15 protein-coding genes are annotated in these 17,340 nt (G+C 64.7%); 8 read left to right on the top strand and 7 right to left on the bottom strand.

Translation table 11 applies throughout. The features are described from left to right. Nucleotides 1-167 precede the first annotated feature (167 nt). Genes PC358_RS23720 through PC358_RS23705 form a run of 4 tightly spaced genes read left to right on the top strand, consistent with a single transcriptional unit; the run spans nt 168 to nt 4,947 of the window. Nucleotides 168-1,697 carry an efflux transporter outer membrane subunit gene (locus tag PC358_RS23720; RefSeq protein WP_033702894.1) on the top strand — a complete coding sequence of 510 codons (1,530 nt, stop codon included), beginning with the start codon at nt 168-170 and terminating at the stop codon, nt 1,695-1,697. After that, complete coding sequence (locus PC358_RS23715; RefSeq protein WP_033702893.1) at nt 1,694-3,871, top strand: FUSC family protein; 2,178 nt, start codon at nt 1,694-1,696, stop codon at nt 3,869-3,871. Before PC358_RS23720 ends, PC358_RS23715 begins: the two co-directional genes overlap by 4 nt. A gap of 4 nt (nt 3,872-3,875) precedes the next feature. Then, a complete protein-coding gene (locus PC358_RS23710) occupies nt 3,876-4,076 on the top strand; it encodes a DUF1656 domain-containing protein (RefSeq protein WP_027595286.1) in 201 nt (66 codons plus the stop codon). Nucleotides 4,077-4,086: 10 nt separating this feature from the next. After that, nucleotides 4,087-4,947 carry an efflux RND transporter periplasmic adaptor subunit gene (locus PC358_RS23705; RefSeq protein ID WP_033702892.1) on the top strand — a complete coding sequence of 287 codons (861 nt, stop codon included), beginning with the start codon at nt 4,087-4,089 and terminating at the stop codon, nt 4,945-4,947. A gap of 126 nt (nt 4,948-5,073) precedes the next feature. On the opposite strand, the gene PC358_RS23700 is transcribed toward PC358_RS23705, so the two are convergent. Beyond that, nucleotides 5,074-5,523 carry a universal stress protein gene (locus PC358_RS23700; RefSeq protein ID WP_033702891.1) on the bottom strand — a complete coding sequence of 150 codons (450 nt, stop codon included), beginning with the start codon at nt 5,521-5,523 and terminating at the stop codon, nt 5,074-5,076. A gap of 273 nt (nt 5,524-5,796) precedes the next feature. Here PC358_RS23700 and PC358_RS23695 point away from each other — a divergent pair, with 273 nt between their 5' ends. From PC358_RS23695 to PC358_RS23680, 4 genes are all read left to right on the top strand, one after another. Next, nucleotides 5,797-6,702: a LysR family transcriptional regulator gene (locus tag PC358_RS23695; protein ID WP_033702890.1), complete on the top strand. Its 906-nt coding sequence runs from the start codon at nt 5,797-5,799 to the stop codon at nt 6,700-6,702. Nucleotides 6,703-6,817: 115 nt separating this feature from the next. Further along, nucleotides 6,818-8,359 carry an MFS transporter gene (locus PC358_RS23690; protein WP_033702889.1) on the top strand — a complete coding sequence of 514 codons (1,542 nt, stop codon included), beginning with the start codon at nt 6,818-6,820 and terminating at the stop codon, nt 8,357-8,359. Between the two features lie 27 nt (nt 8,360-8,386). Continuing rightward, nucleotides 8,387-9,448 carry an HlyD family secretion protein gene (locus PC358_RS23685; RefSeq protein ID WP_033702888.1) on the top strand — a complete coding sequence of 354 codons (1,062 nt, stop codon included), beginning with the start codon at nt 8,387-8,389 and terminating at the stop codon, nt 9,446-9,448. Then, entirely contained in the window at nt 9,445-10,896 is a 1,452-nt protein-coding gene (locus PC358_RS23680; protein ID WP_033702887.1) for an efflux transporter outer membrane subunit, read from the top strand. The genes PC358_RS23685 and PC358_RS23680 overlap by 4 nt, the downstream gene beginning before the upstream one ends. A gap of 28 nt (nt 10,897-10,924) precedes the next feature. Here PC358_RS23680 and PC358_RS23675 read toward each other — a convergent pair whose 3' ends face one another. From PC358_RS23675 to PC358_RS23650, 6 genes are all read right to left on the bottom strand, one after another. Further along, nucleotides 10,925-11,749 (bottom strand): SDR family oxidoreductase, encoded by an 825-nt coding sequence (locus PC358_RS23675; protein WP_033702886.1) that lies wholly within the window; start codon nt 11,747-11,749, stop codon nt 10,925-10,927. Nucleotides 11,750-11,815: 66 nt separating this feature from the next. Then, nucleotides 11,816-12,280 (bottom strand): hypothetical protein, encoded by a 465-nt coding sequence (locus tag PC358_RS23670; protein ID WP_033702885.1) that lies wholly within the window; start codon nt 12,278-12,280, stop codon nt 11,816-11,818. A 152-nt stretch (nt 12,281-12,432) separates the two neighbouring features. Beyond that, nucleotides 12,433-13,887, bottom strand: coding sequence for a mannose-1-phosphate guanylyltransferase/mannose-6-phosphate isomerase (locus tag PC358_RS23665; RefSeq protein WP_033702884.1), 1,455 nt, complete (start codon nt 13,885-13,887; stop codon nt 12,433-12,435). A gap of 37 nt (nt 13,888-13,924) precedes the next feature. Beyond that, nucleotides 13,925-14,572, bottom strand: a complete 648-nt coding sequence (locus tag PC358_RS23660) for an alginate O-acetyltransferase AlgF (RefSeq protein WP_033702883.1) — start codon at nt 14,570-14,572, stop codon at nt 13,925-13,927. 21 nt (nt 14,573-14,593) lie between these two features. After that, nucleotides 14,594-15,751, bottom strand: coding sequence for an alginate O-acetyltransferase (locus PC358_RS23655; protein ID WP_033702882.1), 1,158 nt, complete (start codon nt 15,749-15,751; stop codon nt 14,594-14,596). An 11-nt stretch (nt 15,752-15,762) separates the two neighbouring features. Next, nucleotides 15,763-17,220: an MBOAT family O-acyltransferase gene (locus tag PC358_RS23650; protein ID WP_033702881.1), complete on the bottom strand. Its 1,458-nt coding sequence runs from the start codon at nt 17,218-17,220 to the stop codon at nt 15,763-15,765. Nucleotides 17,221-17,340: the final 120 nt, after the last annotated feature.

Below are 17,340 nucleotides of genomic sequence, written 5' to 3'. Positions count from 1 at the left end.
AAATTGTGTCACGAAGTAACGACGAAGTTATTAAAAGTTACCTTCGACCAAAGGCTGATTATCGCGCGTTTGGTAACAAAGATTCGCAGGAATATGCGCTTATCGCCAGTCCTGCGGCCCCCTAGAATTGCTCGGCCCCTCCACCTCTTCCTCGGGAAATCGCAGCTGTGCCGCGTCGCATCATCAGAACGCTTCAAGTGTTCAGTGCCTGTGCCCTTAGCCTCACCTTGAGCGGCTGTATCGGAACCTGGGGCATCGCCCCGCAAAGCAAGACGTTGCACGCCAACACCCTGACGACCGACGCGGCGATACGCGAAGCCGCCACTGACGCGCACTGGCCCGACCAGCAGTGGTGGCAGGCCTACCGCGACCCGCAGCTGAACCGCTGGGTTGCACTGGCCGTCGAAGGCAGCCCCAACCTGGCCATGGCCATGGCGCGGGTGCGCGAGGCCAAGGCCATGGCCGGTGTGGTCGAGTCGGCGGAAAAACTGCAGGCCAACGGCCAGGCGTCACTCAAGCGCCACAATTGGCCTGAGGACCAGTTCTACGGCCCTGGCGCGCTGTCGGGCGCCAATACCTGGGACAACAACGCCGCCCTCGGTTTCAGCTATGCCCTCGACCTCTGGGGCCGCGAACGCAATGCCAGTGAACAGGCCGTCGACCAGGCGCACATGAGCGTGGCCGAGGCCCGCCAGGCGCAGCTCGAACTGCAGAGCAACGTGGTGCGTGCCTACATTCAACTGAGCCTGCATTTTGCCCAGCGCGATATCGTCAAGGCCGAGCTCGAGCAGCAAGAGCAGATTCTGGCCCTGGCCAAGCGCCGGCTGGACGCGGGCATCGGTACCCATTTCGAAGTCAGCCAGGCGCAAGCGCCGCTGCCGGAAACCCATCGCCACCTCGACAGCCTCAACGAAGACATCGCCCTGACCCGCAACCAGCTGGCCGCCTTGGCCGGCAAGGGGCCGGGCGACGGCGCGCAGATCGAGCGCCCGAGCCTGACCCTCGGCGACCCGCTGAAGCTGCCCTCGGCACTGCCCGCCGAACTGGTGGGCCAGCGCCCGGACGTGGTGGCCAGCCGTTGGCAGGTGGCCGCGCAAGCCCGCGGCATCGACGTGGCGCATGCCGGCTTCTTCCCCAATGTCGACCTGGTCGGCAGCCTGGGCTTCATGGCCACCGGCGGCGGCCCGCTGGAGTTTCTCACCGGGCGCAAGTTCAACTACAACGTCGGCCCGGCCATCAGCCTGCCGATCTTCGACGGTGGCCGCCTGCGCTCGCAGCTGGGCGTCGCTTCGGCGGGCTACGACATGGCCGTGGCGCGTTACAACCAGACCGTGATCGGAGCGCTGAAAAACATTTCCGACCAGCTGATCCGCCGTGAGTCGATGAAAGAACAGTCGCACTTCGCCGCCGAATCGGTCGCCGCCGCGCAGAAGACCTACGACATCGCCATGGTCGCCTTCCAGCGTGGCCTGACCGACTACCTGAATGTGCTCAACGCGCAAACCTTGCTGTTCCGTCAGCAGCAGGTGCAGCAGCAGGTGCAGGCCGCCCGCCTGGTCGCCCATGCCGAGCTGGTCACAGCCCTGGGTGGCGGCCTGCAAGCGGGCCAGGACGTGCCGCAGCCAGGGCGCCAGGCTGCGCCGAAAACCCCGGCCACCCTGGCCGTTTTCGACAAGCAGCCGGATAACGCCAAATGAGCACTTCCAGTCTGCCCGTGCGCTGGCTGCAGAGCCTGGAGTGGCGCCGGGGCTTCTTTGCCTGGGCGCGCACCGATGGTGTGACCTGGGTCTACATCTTCAAGGTGCTGGCTGCCGCCTTCATCACCCTGTGGCTGGCCATGCGCCTGGAACTGCCGCAGCCGCGCACGGCGATGATCACCGTGTTCATCGTCATGCAGCCGCAAAGCGGGCACGTGTTCGCCAAGAGCTTCTACCGGGTGCTCGGCACCCTGGCAGGTTCGGCGATGATGGTTGCGCTGATCGCCATCTTCCCGCAGAACACCGAGCTGTTCCTGCCCAGCCTGGCCCTGTGGGTCGGCCTGTGCTCGGCGGGCGCCATGCGCTACCGCACCTTCCGTGCCTATGGTTTCGTGCTGGCCGGCTACACCGCAGCGATGATCGGCTTGCCGGTACTGCAACACCCCGACCAGGCCTTCATGGCTGCTGTGTGGCGGGTGCTGGAGATCGCCCTGGGAATTCTCGTTTCAACCTTTGTCAGCGCCGCGATTTTGCCGCAGTCGGCCAGCGCGGCCATGCGCAACGCCCTGTACCAGCGCTTCGGCGTGTTTGCCGGGGTGGTGGTCGAAGCCTTGCGTGGCGACAGCCAGCGTGACCGTTTCGAAACCAGCAACGTGCGCTTCGTTGCCGAGGCCGTGGGCCTGGAGAGCCTGCGTAACGTCACCGCCTTCGAAGACCCGCACATGCGCAGGCGCTCTGGCCGGCTGGTGCGCATGAACAGCGAATTCATGGCCATCACCACGCGCTTCAACGCCCTGCACCGGTTGCTCGAACGCCTGCGCGCACGTGGCCCATTGCAGATCGTCAGCGCCATCGAGCCCGGCCTGAACACCTTGGTCGCGTTGCTTGAACCCTACGTGGGCCGCGCCTTGACCGACTCGGACGCGCTGCGCCTGACGTTGGAGCTGGCCGCCTATAAAGAGGGCCTGCAAGCCCAGGTGCGTGGGCTGCGCACCGAGTACCAGCAGACCGACCCCAGCGAGTCCGACCTGCTCGACTTCCATACCGCTTTCGAGCTGCTCTACCGCTTCGTCGACGAGATGTACAGCTATGCCGAGACCCATGCCTCGCTGGCCGCGCACACGCATCAGCGCGAGCAGTGGGACGAGCCCTATGTGGCGCAGACCAGCTGGCTGGTGTCACTGGCGGCCGGTGTGCGCGCTTCGGCGGTGCTGTTGCTGTTGGGCAGCTACTGGTTGCTCAGCGACTGGCCCAGCGGGGGCATGATGACGCTGATCGCCACGGTCACCGTGGGCCTGTCGGCGGCTTCGCCGAACCCCAAGCGCATGTCGTTTCAGATGGCCTGCGGCACGGCGATCGGGGCCTTTGTCGGCTTCTTCGAGACGTTCTTCGTATTCCCCTGGATCGACGGCTTCCCGCTGCTGTGCATGGTCCTGGCGCCGGTCTTCGTGCTTGGGGCGTTCCTCTCGTCGCGGCCTGCCTATGCCGGTTACGGCATCGGTTTGCTGGTGTTTTTCGCCATCGGTTCGGTGCCGAACAACCTGACCGTCTACGACCCCTACACCTTCATCAACGATTACATCGGCATGGTCATCGGCATGTTCGTCTGCGCCGCAGCCGGGGCGATCATCCTGCCGCCCAACAGCCGCTGGCTGTGGAGCCGGCTGGAGCAGGAGCTGCGCGAGCAGGTGCTGTTCGCCATCAGCGGCCGCTTGCGAGGCCTGGGCTCGGCCTTCGAGAGCCGCACCCGCGACCTGCTGCACCAGGCCTATGGCCTGGCGGCCGGCAAACCGCAGGTGCAGAGCGAGCTGATGGGCTGGATGTTCACCGTGCTGGAGGTCGGCCACGCCATCATCGAACTGCGCAAGGAGCAGGCCCGCGCGCCGATCCATCCGGCGTATGCCGAATCCCAGCCGTGGCGTCAGGCCATTCGCGTCATGGGCCGGGCGCTGGCGCGCTTGTTCCTGCAGCCCAGCGCCAGCAACCACGAGCGCGCCCTGGTGGCGGTGGACCATGCCATCAGCCGCGTGCAAGCCACCGATGAGCCGTTCGCCCGGCACTTCGACACCTCGGTGCTGCGCCGCGCGCAAAGCTACCTGCACTTCATCCGTTCTTCCCTGCTGGACCCTCAGTCGCCGCTGGCACCGGCGAAAGGATTGCACAATGCCCCGTGAAATCATGCCCCGTGAGATCGCCTTCCATGGCGTGTACATGCCCACCATGACCCTGATGTTCCTGTTCGCCCTGGGCCTGGCCTGGGGCCTGGACCGCTTCATCGCCAGCCATGACGGCTACCGCTTCTTCTGGCACCCGGCGCTGCTGCGCCTGAGCCTGTTCGTCTGCCTTTTCGGCGCCCTGGCGCTGTCTGTCTACTGGTGAGAAACCTTCGATGAAAAAGTTCTTCAGCCTGATCGCCACCCTGCTGGTGCTGGTGGCTGCCGTGGCGATCGGCCGCCAGTTGTGGCTGCACTACATGACCACGCCATGGACCCGCGACGGCCGTGTGCGTGCCGACATCATCAACGTCGCCGCCGACGTGCCGGGCTATGTGGTAGGTGTGCCGGTCAAGGACAACCAGCGGGTGAAGAAGGGCGACCTGCTGATCCAGATCGACCCTGAGCACTATCAGCTGGCCGTCGACCAGGCCAAGGCCCTGGTCGCCTCGCGCAAGGCCACCTGGGAGATGCGCAAGGTCAACGCCAAGCGCCGGGCCGACATGGACAACCTGGTGATCTCCAAGGAAAACCGCGACGACGCCAGCAACATCGCCAACTCGGCCCAGGCGGATTATCAACAGGCCCTGGCCGAGCTGGCGGCGGCCGAGCTGAACCTCAAGCGCACGCATATCGTGGCCACGGTGGATGGCTACGTGACCAACCTGAACATTCACAAGGGCGACTATGCGCGCACCGGTGAGGCGGTGATGGCGGTGGTCGATGAGCACTCATTCTGGGTCTACGGCTTTTTCGAAGAGACCAAGCTGCCGCATGTAAAGGTAGGTGATCGGGCCGAGTTGCAGATGATGAGCGGCGAGCGCATCACCGGGCATGTGGAGAGCATCGCGCGCGGTATTTATGATCGCGACAACCCGCAGAGCCGCGAGCTGATTGCTGACGTGAACCCCACCTTCAACTGGGTGCGGCTGGCGCAGCGGGTGCCTGTGCGGATTCACATTGATGAAGTGCCAGAAGGGTTTTTGCTGGCGGCGGGGACGACCTGTACGGTGGTGGTGAAGCCGGGGGAGGAGTGAGGTGTTTGCCCCAGTGTTCGCCGCAACCCTTCTGGCGCCCATGAGATCGAGCGCCGCGCGGGCGGCGCTCGATCTCATGGGCGCTGCAAAACTCAAGGCGAACCCTCGCAGGCTCACCCCCAATCTCTACCCCGCAACCCCCACCAATACCGGCACCTCGACCCGGTCAATCACCTTCGCGCTGATCGACGGATCCAGCAACCGCCCCAATCGCGACAAATGCCGGTGCCCCATGATGATCAACTCGCACCCCAGCTCCTGCGCCTGGCCAACGATAACCTCCACCGGCTGCCCGGCCACCATGGCCCCTTGGCTGGCAAAACCCGCCTTTTGCAACACACGCACGGCATCCGCCACGGCGCTTTCGCCCAAGTGCTGCTCCTCGCAGGCAGCCGGGTATTCCTCCAGTTCCTCGGCGGTATAGGGCGCAGGTTGGTCGTGCACGGTAAAGGTGGTGTCGATGGCCAACAGCACGTGCAGTTCATGTTCGTCAGGGCGGCAGTAGCGGCGGGCGAGGGTGAGCAGGGCGGCAGCAGCAGGGGAGGCATCGATGGCAATCAAGACGGTGCTGGGCATGGGGATCCTTGGCTGAGGCTGAGTGATGTGCTGGCAGGTCCGGCCCTTTCGCGGGGCAAGCCCGCTCCCACTGGACTCCCAAAATGCCCAAACGCTGTGGAGTAAACTGTGGGAGCGGGCTTGCCCCGCGAAAGGGCCGGACCTGCCAATAACCCATTTATGGCCGAACATGCCCAGCAAATAAATGCCCCACCACGCAAGAGCGCATTGCGTCTGATGCAATCAACCAACCTGCTACCATCGCCTTTCCCACAGCTGTAACGGAAAACGGCCATGCAACTCCCGGACATGAACCTGCTCGTCGCCCTCGACGCCTTGCTTGACGAAGGCAGTGTGGTGGGCGCGGCGCAGCGCATGAACCTGAGCCCGGCGGCCATGAGCCGCACCTTGGGGCGCATTCGCGATGCCCTGGGTGACCCGATTCTGGTACGCGCCGGCCGTGGCCTGGTGCCCACCCCCCGTGCGCTGGCCTTGCGCGAGCAGGTGCATGGCCTGGTGGAGCAGGCTGGGCAGGTGTTTCGCAGCCGTGACGATGTTGACCTGGTGAACCTTGACCGTGCCTTCAACATCCGCACCAACGACCTGTTCATTGCCCTGTACGGTGCCCAGTTGCTGCGCATGATGCTGGCCCAGGCGCCGCGCACGGTGCTGCGTTTCGTGCCGGAGGGCAGTGGCGACGATGATGCGGTGCTGCGCAACGGGCACATCGACCTGATCATCAGCTCGGCCATCGAACTGGGCCCGGAAATCAAAGTGCAGAGCCTGTTCAACACCTACTTCGTGGGCCTGGCGCGTGTGGGGCACCCGATCTTCGACGCCCCGATCACTCCTGAGCGTTTTGCCGCCTACCCGCAGATCAGTGTGTCGCGCCGCGGCCGGGCCAATGGGCCGATCGATGAGGCGTTGGCCCAGCACAAGGTGGAGCGGCGCGTGGCGCTGATCACCACCAGCTTCCACTCGGCGATGTTCTCGTTGCCGGATTCGGACCTGATCCTGCCGATACCGGCCAATATCCTCAACAGCGTGCAGCGCTTGAAGCTGCCCTTGCGCTCGTTCGAGATCCCGGTGCCGCTGGCAAAAGTCAATGTAATGCAGGCCTGGCACCCGCGGTTCGACAACGACCCAGCGCATCGGTGGCTGCGCCAGACCTTGAGGGCGTGTGGCCGGTTGGACCCGTGAGCGCACCATCAATTGCGTCTGACGCAATATAGAGCTGCCAACAAGTCAGTTTTCGTCAGCATTCGATCTTCTTAGACTTGCTCCAGCCCTAAAATTGTTGCTGGAGATGTATCCCATGAGTTCCCTGACCGCGCCTTCTGCTGCGTTGGCCGCCGCCCCTGCGCCGGCCGCCCCTGCGCAGTCGGCGTTCGGCCTGCAGGTGGTGGTGGGGCTGTTCGGCGTGTTGCTGGCGGTGTTGTGCGCCGGCCTCAACGAGGCAGTGACCAAGATTTCCCTCAACGACATCCGTGGCGCCATGGGCATCGGTGCCGACGAGGGCGCCTGGCTGTTGGCCGTGTACAGCGCGGCTTCGGTGTCGGCGATGGCCTTCGCACCCTGGCTCGCCACGACCTTTTCGCTGCGCCGCTTCACCCTGTCTGCCGTCGGCCTGTTCGCCGTGCTGGGCCTGCTGCAACCCTTCGCCCCCAACCTGCACAGCCTGATGCTGCTGCGGGTGCTGCAGGGTTTCGCCTCTGGCGCCTTGCCGCCGATGCTGATGAGCGTCGCGCTGCGCTTTCTGCCACCGGGCATCAAGGTCTATGGCCTGGCCTGCTATGCCCTGACCGCCACCTTCGGGCCGAACCTCGGCACGCCGCTGGCAGGCCTGTGGACCGAGTATGTCGGCTGGCAGTGGGCGTTCTGGCAGATCATCCTGCCGTCGCTGCTGGCCATGGCTTGTGTCGGCTGGGGCCTGCCGCAAGACCCACTGCGCCTCGAACGCTTCAAGCAGCTCGACTGGCGTGGCGTGCTGCTTGGCCTGCCGGCCATCAGTTGCATCGTCCTCGGCTTGTCGCTGGGTGACCGCTGGGGCTGGTTCGACTCGCCGCTGATCTGCTGGCTGCTGGGGGGCGGCCTGCTGTTGCTGGTGCTGTTCATGTACAACGAATGGTCCGAGCCGCTGCCGTTCTTCCAGCTGCGCATGCTCTCGCGGCGCAACCTGAGTTTTGCCTTGTTGACCCTGGCCGGCGTGTTGGTTGTGTTGTCTGGCGTGGGCACCATCCCGTCAGCCTACCTGGCGCAGATCCAGGGCTACCGCCCGGCGCAGACCAGCCCGCTGATGATGCTGGTGGCCATGCCGCAACTCATCGCCCTGCCGCTCACGGCAGCGCTGTGCAACCTGCGCGTGGTGGATTGCCGCTGGGTGCTGGCGATCGGGCTTGGCATGCTGGCGGTGTCGTGCGTGGGCTGCAGCCTGTTGACCTCCGAATGGATTCGCGGCGATTTCTACCCCTTCTACCTGCTGCAGGTGTTTGGCCAGCCGATGGCGGTGTTGCCGTTGCTGATGCTTTCCACCAATGGCATGACCCCGCAGGAGGGCCCGTTCGCCTCGGCCTGGTTCAACACGGTCAAAGGGCTGTCGGCGGTGATTGCCGGTGGCCTGCTGGATGCCCTGGGCACCGTGCGCCGGCATTTTCATTCCAACCACCTGGTCGACAGCCTGGGCAACGCGCCGTTGATCGATGGCAGCGCCACCGGCCTTGCCCGACGCATTCATGAACAGGCCCAGGTACTGACCTCGGCCGACCAGTACCTGGTGATGGCCTGCATCGCCGTCGCTTTGATCTGCCTGATCCCCTTCGTGCCTACCCGGATCTTCCCGCCGCGTGCGGTGGCTTGAGCCCGTGAATGAATTCGAGAACTTGAGATGACCAACAACCGCAAGACAATCATCATCGGCTCGGTGCTCGCCGTGGCCGTGCTGGCCGGCATCGTCGGCCCCTGGATGTTTGGCAGTGACCACCGCCAGCGCACCAACGACGCCTACGTGATCGCCGACTACACCGTGGTCGCGCCCAAAGTCGCAGGCTTTATCAAAGAGGTGCTGGTCGAGGACAACCAGCAGGTCAAGGCCGGCCAGTTGCTGGCGACCATCGATGCCCGCGACTACCAGGCCGCGCTCGACGCTGCCCAGGCGCAATTGCTGGTGGCCAAGGCGCAGAGCGCCGACGCCCGCGCCACGCTGGAGCGCCAGGCGGCACTGATCGCCCAGGCCGAGGCCGCGGTAAAAGCGGCTCAGGCCGAAACCGCCTTCGCCGATCATGAAGTCAACCGCTACAGCCGCCTGGCCGAGCAGGGCGCCGGTACCGTGCAGAACGCGCAGCAAGCGCGCAGTGGGGTCGACCAGGCCCGCGCGCGCCTGGCCAATACCCAGGCGGCCTTGCTGGCGACACGCAAACAGGTGGATATCCTCACCGCCCAGGTGGCCAGTGCCGATGGCCAGCTCAAGCGTGCTGAAGCCGGGCTGGAAAAGGCCCAGCTGGACCTGTCCTACACGCGCATCACCGCACCGGTGGACGGCATGGTCGGTGAGCGTGCCTTGCGCGTGGGCGCCTATGTCAACCCGGGTGCTCGCCTGTTGTCGGTGGTGCCGTTGCAGCAGGCCTATGTGGTCGGCAACTTCCAGGAAACCCAGCTGACCCACGTGCAGCCTGGCCAACCGGTGAGCATCACGGTCGACACCTTCTCTGGCGAGCAACTCAAGGGCCATGTCGAGAGTATTGCGCCGGCCACCGGGGTCACCTTTGCCGCCGTCAAACCCGACAATGCCACCGGTAACTTCACCAAGGTGGTGCAGCGCATTCCGGTGAAGATCGTCTTCGATGACGGCCAGGCGCTGCTTGCACGGCTGCGCGTGGGCATGTCGGTGGAAGCCACCATCGATACCCGTGGCGACAAGCTCGAGGGCAAAGAGGTGAGCGCGCGATGAAGCCAGCATTACGCTTGAGCCCGTTGTTGCTGGCTGTGCTCATGGCCGGCTGCACCCTGGGGCCGGACTTCCAGCGCCCCGCCAGCCAGGCCCCGCAACAGTGGGCGGCGCTGCAAGGCGAGGCCGCAGCAAGCCAGCCGCAAGCCGAGCCGCTGGAGCTGCGCTGGTGGGAAACCTTTCACGATGCCCGCCTCAGCGCGCTGATCCAGCAGGTCTCCGAACGCAACCTGGACCTGCAGATGGCCAGTGCACGCCTGCTGCAAAGCCGCGCCCTGCGCAGTACGGTGGCGGCGGACGAAGCGCCTTCGGTGGATGTGAACGCGGGCTACAGCCGTGCTCGCAACAGCGCCGAAGGGCTGAGCGACCCCTCTGGCCATGCCGGTAAGTCTGCCTTCAACCTGTGGCAGGGTGACCTGGTCGCGGGTTGGGAGCTGGACCTCTGGGGCCGCGTGCGGCGCCAGGTCGAGGCTGCCGATGCGACGGTCGAAGTGGCCGAGAACGACCGCCGTGGCGTGCTGCTGGCGCTGCTGTCGGAAACCGCCGGCAACTACATTCAATTGCGTGCGGTACAGCACACGCTCGATGTCACCCGTGACAACCTGAAGGTGGCGCAGCACAGCTTGAAGCTGTCTGAAAACCGCCAGGCCGAAGGTGTCGCCACCCGCCTCGACGTGGCCCAAGCCAGTGCCCAGGTCGCTTCGATCGAAGCCCGCCTGCCCAGCCTGGAGGCCCGCCGCGACGACCTGATCAACGCCCTCAGCCTGCTCGCGGCCGAACCGCCACGCAGCCTGCAGGCGCAGCTGCTTGAAGGCGGTGAACTGCCCGCGCCGCAACAGCAGTTCGCCATCGGCTTGCCGTCCGAGTTGGCTGAGCGCCGCCCGGACATTCGCCAGGCCGAGGCGCGGTTGCACGCGGCAACCGCCAGCATCGGCGTGGCCAAGGCCGACTTCTACCCGAGCATTCGGCTGTCGGGCAGCATGGGGTTCCAGGCCATGCAGCTGTCCGACTTCGGCGGCTGGGACTCGCGCCGCTTCGCCTTCGGCCCGCAACTGTCGTTGCCGATCTTCGAAGGGGGGCGGCTCAAAGGCACGCTGGAGTTGCGCGAGGCGCAGCAGCAGGAAGCGGCGCTCAACTACCGCAAGGTGGTGCTCGGTGCCTGGCACGAGATCGACGATGTGCTGCGCCTGTACAACGCCAGCCAGTTGCGCCGCGACCACCTGGCCGAGGCGGTGCGGCAGAACCGCATCGCCCTGGAGACTGCCCAGCGCCAGTATGTGGAAGGGGCGGTGGACTTTCTCAATGTGCTGACGGTACAGGGTGCGTTGCTGGCCAGCGAAGAGCAGTGGATCGACAGTTCGGCAGCGGTTTCCCAGGCCTTGGTGGGGTTGTACAAGGCGCTGGGCGGGGGCTGGCAGGCGTTTGATACTCAGCCGTCGAAAAAGGTATGACGGTTGCGCTGGCTGTGCTGGCCAAACATCAAAGCGGACGCAGCAGCCCGAACCGCTTGCGCAACACCCAGCCCAGCAGCCGCCGCGGCAACAGCCTGGCGATCAGCGGCAACGCTGTGCTGCCATTGCCCAACCTCACCACCGCAGGCACCGCCGTTTTGCGCGTAGCCGCCAGCACCCCTTGGGCAAACACCGCTGCCGGCGTCGGCCGGTCCTGCGACGCCCGGGCGCGTGCCTGGACGTACTCGCGCAGCGGCCACCACGGTGAATCCGCCGCCAGTACCTGCTCGGCCTGGCGCTGGGCATTGCTGGCGAACTGCGAGGCGATCGCCCCCGGTTGCACTTCCATCACCCGAATGCCAAACGGCGCCAGCTCCAGGCGCAGGGCATCGCTCAGGGCGTTGACCGCGGCCTTGGAGGCGCAATAGGCACCGGCGAACGGCGTGACCAGCACCCCGGAAACGCTGCCGATGTTCACCACCAGCCCGCGTGCGCGACGCAGCAGCGGGAACAGCGCGCGGGTCACGCCGACCACGGCGAATACGTTGGTTTCGAATTGCTGGCGCATGGCGTCTACGCCGCCGTCGAGCAGCGGGCCCATGGCGCCGTAGCCGGCGTTGTTGATCAGGATGTCGAGGCTGGCGTGGCGCGCTTGCAGCTCATCGGCCAGTTGCGTCAGGGCATCGCTGTCATTGACGTCCAGTTGCCGGGCGGTGAAGCCGGCAGCGGACAACTGCTCGACGTCTTCAGGCTTGCGGGCGGTGGCCCAGACCTCGTGGCCGGCATCGCGGAAGGCGTTGGCCAGGGCGCGGCCGATGCCGCTGGAACAACCGGTGATCAGGACGGTGGGCATGGGGAGGGCCTTGGGTCTGGGAATTGTGTGTGGCCTGCGCCGGCCTCTTCGCGAGGCAGCAATGCGTCAATTGGCAAATGTACCTTGCAGACGCTCGGCACGAAACTCCAGCGTCTGTGCCCGGTAGCCGGAACGCAGAGGCGGTACCGGCAGGCAATCGTTCCATTCGGCACCCGGTTGCAGCTCACCCGGCCCGCGATAACGCGGCGCGCTGTAGGTGTTTTCGGCAAGGTTGACGGTATCGCCCGGCGCATACGCGCCCACGCGCCATCGCAGCTCGGTGAGCGGGACTTTGTTGCCGTTTTTCATGTGCACGTGCAGCGCGCGGTCGGCGGGGCACTTGTCAGGGGCGTAGCTCAGGCGCAGGTCCAGGCGTGCCAGTTGCGTGGCTTCGCGGGTGTCTTGCCAGGCGACGAACAGGGCGACCAGGCCCAGGCCGCAGACAGCGGCCAGGGATATCGGCAGGGCTTTGGCCGGGTAGCGCAGCAGCAGCACCAGCCAGGTGAGGATGAGGAAGGCACCGATGATCATGGGGCTTGCAGACCTTGGTTGCGCGGGGTCTGACCATCGTAGCTTGAAATGGGGGAGGGCTCAAAAGCGGGAGGGCTTTGCCCTCCTTTCGCGACACAAGGCCGCTCCTACCGGATCGTGTGATCTTTGCAGGTGCGGCCCCGGGGTTTCACTTACTGCGCGATGGTTTTCACCGAAACACCACGCTCGACCGGCGTCGAGGTGCGCCCGTAGACGTCCTCGAAGCGCTCGATATCATCCTCGCCCAGGTAGCTGCCAGACTGCACTTCGATGATCTCCAGTGGGATCTTGCCTGGGTTGCGCAGGCGGTGGATCGAGGCGATCGGGATGTAGGTCGACTGGTTCTCGGTCAGCAGGAACACGTTCTCGTCGCACGTCACTTCGGCAGTGCCGGACACCACGATCCAGTGCTCGGCGCGGTGGTGGTGCATCTGCAGCGACAGGCTGGCGCCCGGCTTGACGGTGATGTGCTTGACCTGGAAGCGGCCGCCCATGTCCACCGAGTCGTACGAGCCCCATGGGCGGTACACTTCTAGGTGGTTCTGAGTCTCGCTGCGGCCCTGCTCGTCCAGGGTCTTGACCATCTGCTTGACGCCTTGGACCTTGTCCTTGTGGGCAATCATCATGGCGTCCTTGGTCTCGACCACGACGATGTTCTCGAGGCCGATCACCGACACCAGCTTGCCATTGCCATGGATCATGCAGTTGCGGCTGTCCTGCACCACCACATCGCCTTTGGTGACGTTGCCGTTGTCGTCCTTGTCGTGCACTTCCCACAGCGACGACCAGCAGCCCACGTCGCTCCAGCCGGCCGACATCGGCACCACGCAGGCACGCTGGGTCTTCTCCATCACCGCATAGTCGATGGAGTTGTCCGGGCAGCAGGCGAAGGTGGCTTCGTCGATGCTCAACACATCGTCTTCTTCCTGGCTGCGTTCCAAGGCCAGCACACAGGTGTCGTAGATGTCGGCGTCGTGCTTTTTCAGCTCTTCGAGGAAACGGCTGGCGCGGAACAGGAACATGCCGCTGTTCCAGAAGTAGCCACCGGCCTTGACGAACTCGGCGGCGCGTTTTTCATCGGGTTTTTCGACGAACTGCGCAACCCGCGCCACGCCTTCTGGCAGCAGTGCGTCCTGGCTGGAGCGGATGTAGCCATAGCCGGTCTCAGGCTTGGTCGCCGGCACGCCGAACAGCACCATCTCGCCACGCTCGGCGGCCACGGTGGCCAGGGCCAGGGCGCGCTGCAGGGCTTTCTGATCGTCGATCACGTGGTCGGCAGGCAGCACCAGCATCAAGTCGTCGCGGCCTTCGCTGACCAGCTTCATCGCGGTCATCGCCACGGCGGGCGCCGTGTTGCGGCCGAACGGCTCCATCAGGATGGCCTGGGTTTCAAGTTTCAACGCGCCGAGCTGCTCCTGGACGATGAACTTGTGGTCCTTGTTGCAGACCACGATCGGCGCATCCATGCCTTCGAACACCAGGCGCTGGATGGTTTGCTGGAACAGCGTGTGTTCACCGGTCAGGGCCAGGAACTGCTTGGGGAACTGCTTGCGCGACAGAGGCCACAGACGCGAACCGCTACCACCAGAAAGAATTACCGGGATCATGATGTTTCTCCAATAAGGTCGTTAACGAGGCAGGGGATCAGTGGGTGGACACTGGGCGGGTGACCCAGACCGGCGACAGGCTGCTGCCCGAGCCGGTGACGTACAGCACGGCAGCTTCGCCGCGCTCCAGGGCGACGGGTTTGACGTCGCTGACTTTCTTGTCACCTGCATACAGGGCGAGGTTGACCTTGACCGGGTTGATCTCACGCTCGCCACGGCCTTTGGCTGCTACCGGGGTGACCACTTCGGTCTTGCCATCGGCGGTCTTCAGGGTCAGCGACTGGTCGCTGAGGTTCTGTACGCGTACCAGGGCTTTCTGCTTGTTCTTGAACGGTGGCTCTTCGATCAGTTGCGGGTTGCCGCTGCCGCTGTTGACCAGGGTGTAGTACTTGTCCGAGGCCAGTTTGACCGGGACGCTCTTGCCGCCGACCTGGGCTGTGTAGTCGCCACCGGGCAGGAAGCTGAAGTCGCTGCTGGCCTGGGCGCCGACTTGTTTGATCTGGGTATTGCCGACCGAGGCGGCGGCCGGGGCGCTGGCAGCGTTGTACAGGCGCACGAAGGTCGAGCCTTTCGGCGCGGTCGGGCCATACAGCGCGGCATCGGCGCCGGCGAAGGCCTGCATCGAAGCAAGGGAAAGGCCGGCCGCGAGGGTGAGGGCTTTGGCAATGGAAGTTTTGGTAGTCATGTGCGTGTTCCTCTCTATCGATCAGTGGTTCGTCCGGGTGGACGACAGGGCCAGGTTTTCTTCGGATTTACGGGTGTTTTTCAGTTGCGCGATCCACTGCGGATCAAAGCTGCTGAGGTCGTTTTTCATGGGCAGATAACGTTCGGGGAATTCCCACACCACCACTTGTGGCGCGGCATTTTTGAAAGCATCGCTTTGCAGGTACTTGAGCATCGGCAGCAGCGGGCCATGGCCGTCTTCGGCGTAGTTGGCGACGTCGCTGTGCAGGGCTTGCTGCAGGGCACCGAGGAAGTTCCAGTGCGGGTTGGCGCTGTAGCTGGTGCCTACCAGTGCGACCGGAATCTGGCTGTCGGCGAACAGCGCATCGCCCGCCTCGCCTTCGGTTTCGGCTGGGCGTGTTGTGCGTTGCTGCAGGTTGTCCGGCGCCGGCAACAGGTTGCTGAACAGCGGGTCGAGTGGCAGGAAGTTGGTCAGGTCGCCCTTGTACGGCGCGGTACTGCCGGCTTCGGTGATGAAGGCCTGGGGGTCACCATTGAGCAAGCTCTGGCGGCTGACCGCTTCGGCCAGCGCCTGTGCGGCGACTTCGGCGCCCATCGGCGTCCAGTGGGTGTCGGTGCGCAGGAATACCTGGCCACGGGCCTTGGCCTGCTCCAGGGGCGCCATCAGGTCCGGGGCGAACACGTTGGCCTGGCGGGCCTGGGCATGAAACTGGTTGTACAGGTCGTCATGCAGGCTGGCTGGCAGCTCCTTGCCCACATACTCCGAGTAGACCCGCGCCTTGGCCGGCACGATCGCCAGCACCAGCTGGCTGCCATGCTGCTGCAGGGTGTCGCGCACGCCACGGATAAGCGCCAGGTTTTCCTGCATCAGTTGCTCGGCACCGGCGGTGGGTTTGAACTCTTCATCGCTGAACAGCCATTGGTCGCGGCCCAGCACCACGCCTGGGCGCCCTTCGTTGAACAGCTTGAAGTCCAGTGCCGCCCAGAGGTTGGTGCCCAGGCGCTTGATCGGGAACTGCTCGTCGTAGTGGGTCTCGGCGGCCTTGGCCAGCTTGCCGTTGAGCAAGGTCATCTGGGCGGTGCGCTGGAAGCTGTCCAGGCCGCCAGTGGACCAGGCGCCCATGCCGACCAGCAGGCCGAGGAACGACAGCGAATAGGTAATGCGTAATGTCCGGGTCATGGTCATCAACCTCAGAACTGGAAGTAAAGGAACGGCGAGTAGCTCTGCGCCGAAAGCTTGAGGATCGAGGCCACGAACAGCAGCAGGATCAGGACGCGGGTCATCACCCGGGTCCAGTCCAGGCCAATCGAGCCGTCGGCGTTGATCTGCACCGGGGTCGCCTGCGGCGTCGGCTTGGCGTTGCGGTAGAAGTCGCGCAGGCCGAAGTACGCCAAGGTGAGGTAGGCGATGATCAGGGTGGCTACTTGCAACCCGGTGAGCTGGGCGCGGTTGAGCTCCGACAGCTGCCATTCACCAAAGCTGAACATGGCGCCGTACATGCGGCCGGCCACGTGCAGGTTCTCGGCCCGGAAGATCACCCAGCCAACCACCACCAGCAGGAAGGTGAACGCCCACTTGACCGGGTTGAAGCGCTGCGGGTTGGTGTCGAGGCCCAGCGCCCGCTCGATGGCCAGCCACATGCCGTGCCAGGCGCCCCAGATGATGTAGGTGAAGTTGGCGCCGTGCCACAGCCCGCCCAGCAGCATGGTCAGGAACAGGTTGCGGTAGGTATTGAAGGTGCCTTTGCGGTTGCCGCCCAGGGTGATGTACAGGTAGTCGCGCAGCCAGGTCGACAGGCTGATGTGCCAGCGGCGCCAGAACTCGGTGATCGACTGGCTGATGTACGGCTGCTTGAAGTTCTCCATGAAGCGGAAGCCCATCATCAGGCCCAGGCCGATGGCCATGTCGCTGTAGCCAGAGAAGTCGAAGTAGAGCTGCGCGGTATAGGCCAGGGCGCCCAGCCAGGCGTCGCCGGTGGTCGGGTTCTGCAGGGCGAAGCAATGGTCGGCGACCACTGCCAGGGTGTCGGCGATGAACACTTTCTTGATGAAGCCCTGCATGAAGCGGGTGCAGCCTTCGGAGAACTTGTCCAGGGTGTGGGTACGGTTGTTGAACTGGTCGACCAGGTCCTTGAAGCGCAGCACGGGGCCGGCGATCAGGTGCGGGAAGATCGCCACGAACGCTGCGAAGTCGATCAGGTTGCGGGTGGCCGGGGTGTCGCCGCGGTACACGTCGATGATGTAGCTGATCGACTCGAAGATGTAGAACGAGATACCGATCGGCAGCAGCACGTGGGTGAGGATGAACGGCTCCAGGCCAAACGAGCTGACGATCGCGTTGAGGCTGTCGACGCCGAAGTTGGCGTACTTGAAATAGCCGAGGATCGCCAGGTCGACGCCCACGCCCAGCAGCAGCCAGCGCTGCGCCGGCTTGGTGCGTACGCCTGCTGCGCCGACTTTAAGGCCGATCCAGTAGTTCCACAGGGTCACGCCGGCGAACAGGGCGAGGAAGTCCACGCGCCACCAGGCATAGAAGATGTAGCTGGCGACCAGCAACAGCAAGTTGCGATAGCGTTGCCCGCTCAAGTAGTACAGGCCGAGGAAGATCGGCAAGAACAGGAACAGGAACACGTTGGACGAGAAGACCATCCCGGTTCTCCTAATTTGTTCACAGCATCCAGGGCAAAGCGCCCCCCAAACCCCCCAGTTCATGACTGGAGAGCAACTCATTTCCTGTGGGAGCGGGCTTGTCCCGCGAAGAGGCCCGAA

The organism is Pseudomonas capeferrum, assembly GCF_000731675.1.
Lineage (GTDB): Bacteria > Pseudomonadota > Gammaproteobacteria > Pseudomonadales > Pseudomonadaceae > Aquipseudomonas > Aquipseudomonas capeferrum.
The sequence above is the reverse complement of the archived record's forward strand: the minus strand, read 5'-3'. Positions and strand labels throughout refer to the sequence as shown.

Excerpts from the sequence above, each read along its gene's own strand:
- PC358_RS23715 (WP_033702893.1), top strand. The coding sequence starts at position 1,694 with ATGAGCACTTCCAGTCTGCCCGTGCGCTGGCTGCAGAGCCTGGAGTGG.
- PC358_RS23710 (WP_027595286.1), top strand. The coding sequence starts at position 3,876 with ATGCCCCGTGAGATCGCCTTCCATGGCGTGTACATGCCCACCATGACC.
- PC358_RS23705 (WP_033702892.1), top strand. The coding sequence starts at position 4,087 with ATGAAAAAGTTCTTCAGCCTGATCGCCACCCTGCTGGTGCTGGTGGCT.
- PC358_RS23700 (WP_033702891.1), bottom strand. The coding sequence starts at position 5,523 with ATGCCCAGCACCGTCTTGATTGCCATCGATGCCTCCCCTGCTGCTGCC.
- PC358_RS23695 (WP_033702890.1), top strand. The coding sequence starts at position 5,797 with ATGCAACTCCCGGACATGAACCTGCTCGTCGCCCTCGACGCCTTGCTT.
- PC358_RS23690 (WP_033702889.1), top strand. The coding sequence starts at position 6,818 with ATGAGTTCCCTGACCGCGCCTTCTGCTGCGTTGGCCGCCGCCCCTGCG.
- PC358_RS23685 (WP_033702888.1), top strand. The coding sequence starts at position 8,387 with ATGACCAACAACCGCAAGACAATCATCATCGGCTCGGTGCTCGCCGTG.
- PC358_RS23680 (WP_033702887.1), top strand. The coding sequence starts at position 9,445 with ATGAAGCCAGCATTACGCTTGAGCCCGTTGTTGCTGGCTGTGCTCATG.
- PC358_RS23675 (WP_033702886.1), bottom strand. The coding sequence starts at position 11,749 with ATGCCCACCGTCCTGATCACCGGTTGTTCCAGCGGCATCGGCCGCGCC.
- PC358_RS23670 (WP_033702885.1), bottom strand. The coding sequence starts at position 12,280 with ATGATCATCGGTGCCTTCCTCATCCTCACCTGGCTGGTGCTGCTGCTG.
- PC358_RS23665 (WP_033702884.1), bottom strand. The coding sequence starts at position 13,887 with ATGATCCCGGTAATTCTTTCTGGTGGTAGCGGTTCGCGTCTGTGGCCT.
- PC358_RS23660 (WP_033702883.1), bottom strand. The coding sequence starts at position 14,572 with ATGACTACCAAAACTTCCATTGCCAAAGCCCTCACCCTCGCGGCCGGC.
- PC358_RS23655 (WP_033702882.1), bottom strand. The coding sequence starts at position 15,751 with ATGACCCGGACATTACGCATTACCTATTCGCTGTCGTTCCTCGGCCTG.
- PC358_RS23650 (WP_033702881.1), bottom strand. The coding sequence starts at position 17,220 with ATGGTCTTCTCGTCCAACGTGTTCCTGTTCCTGTTCTTGCCGATCTTC.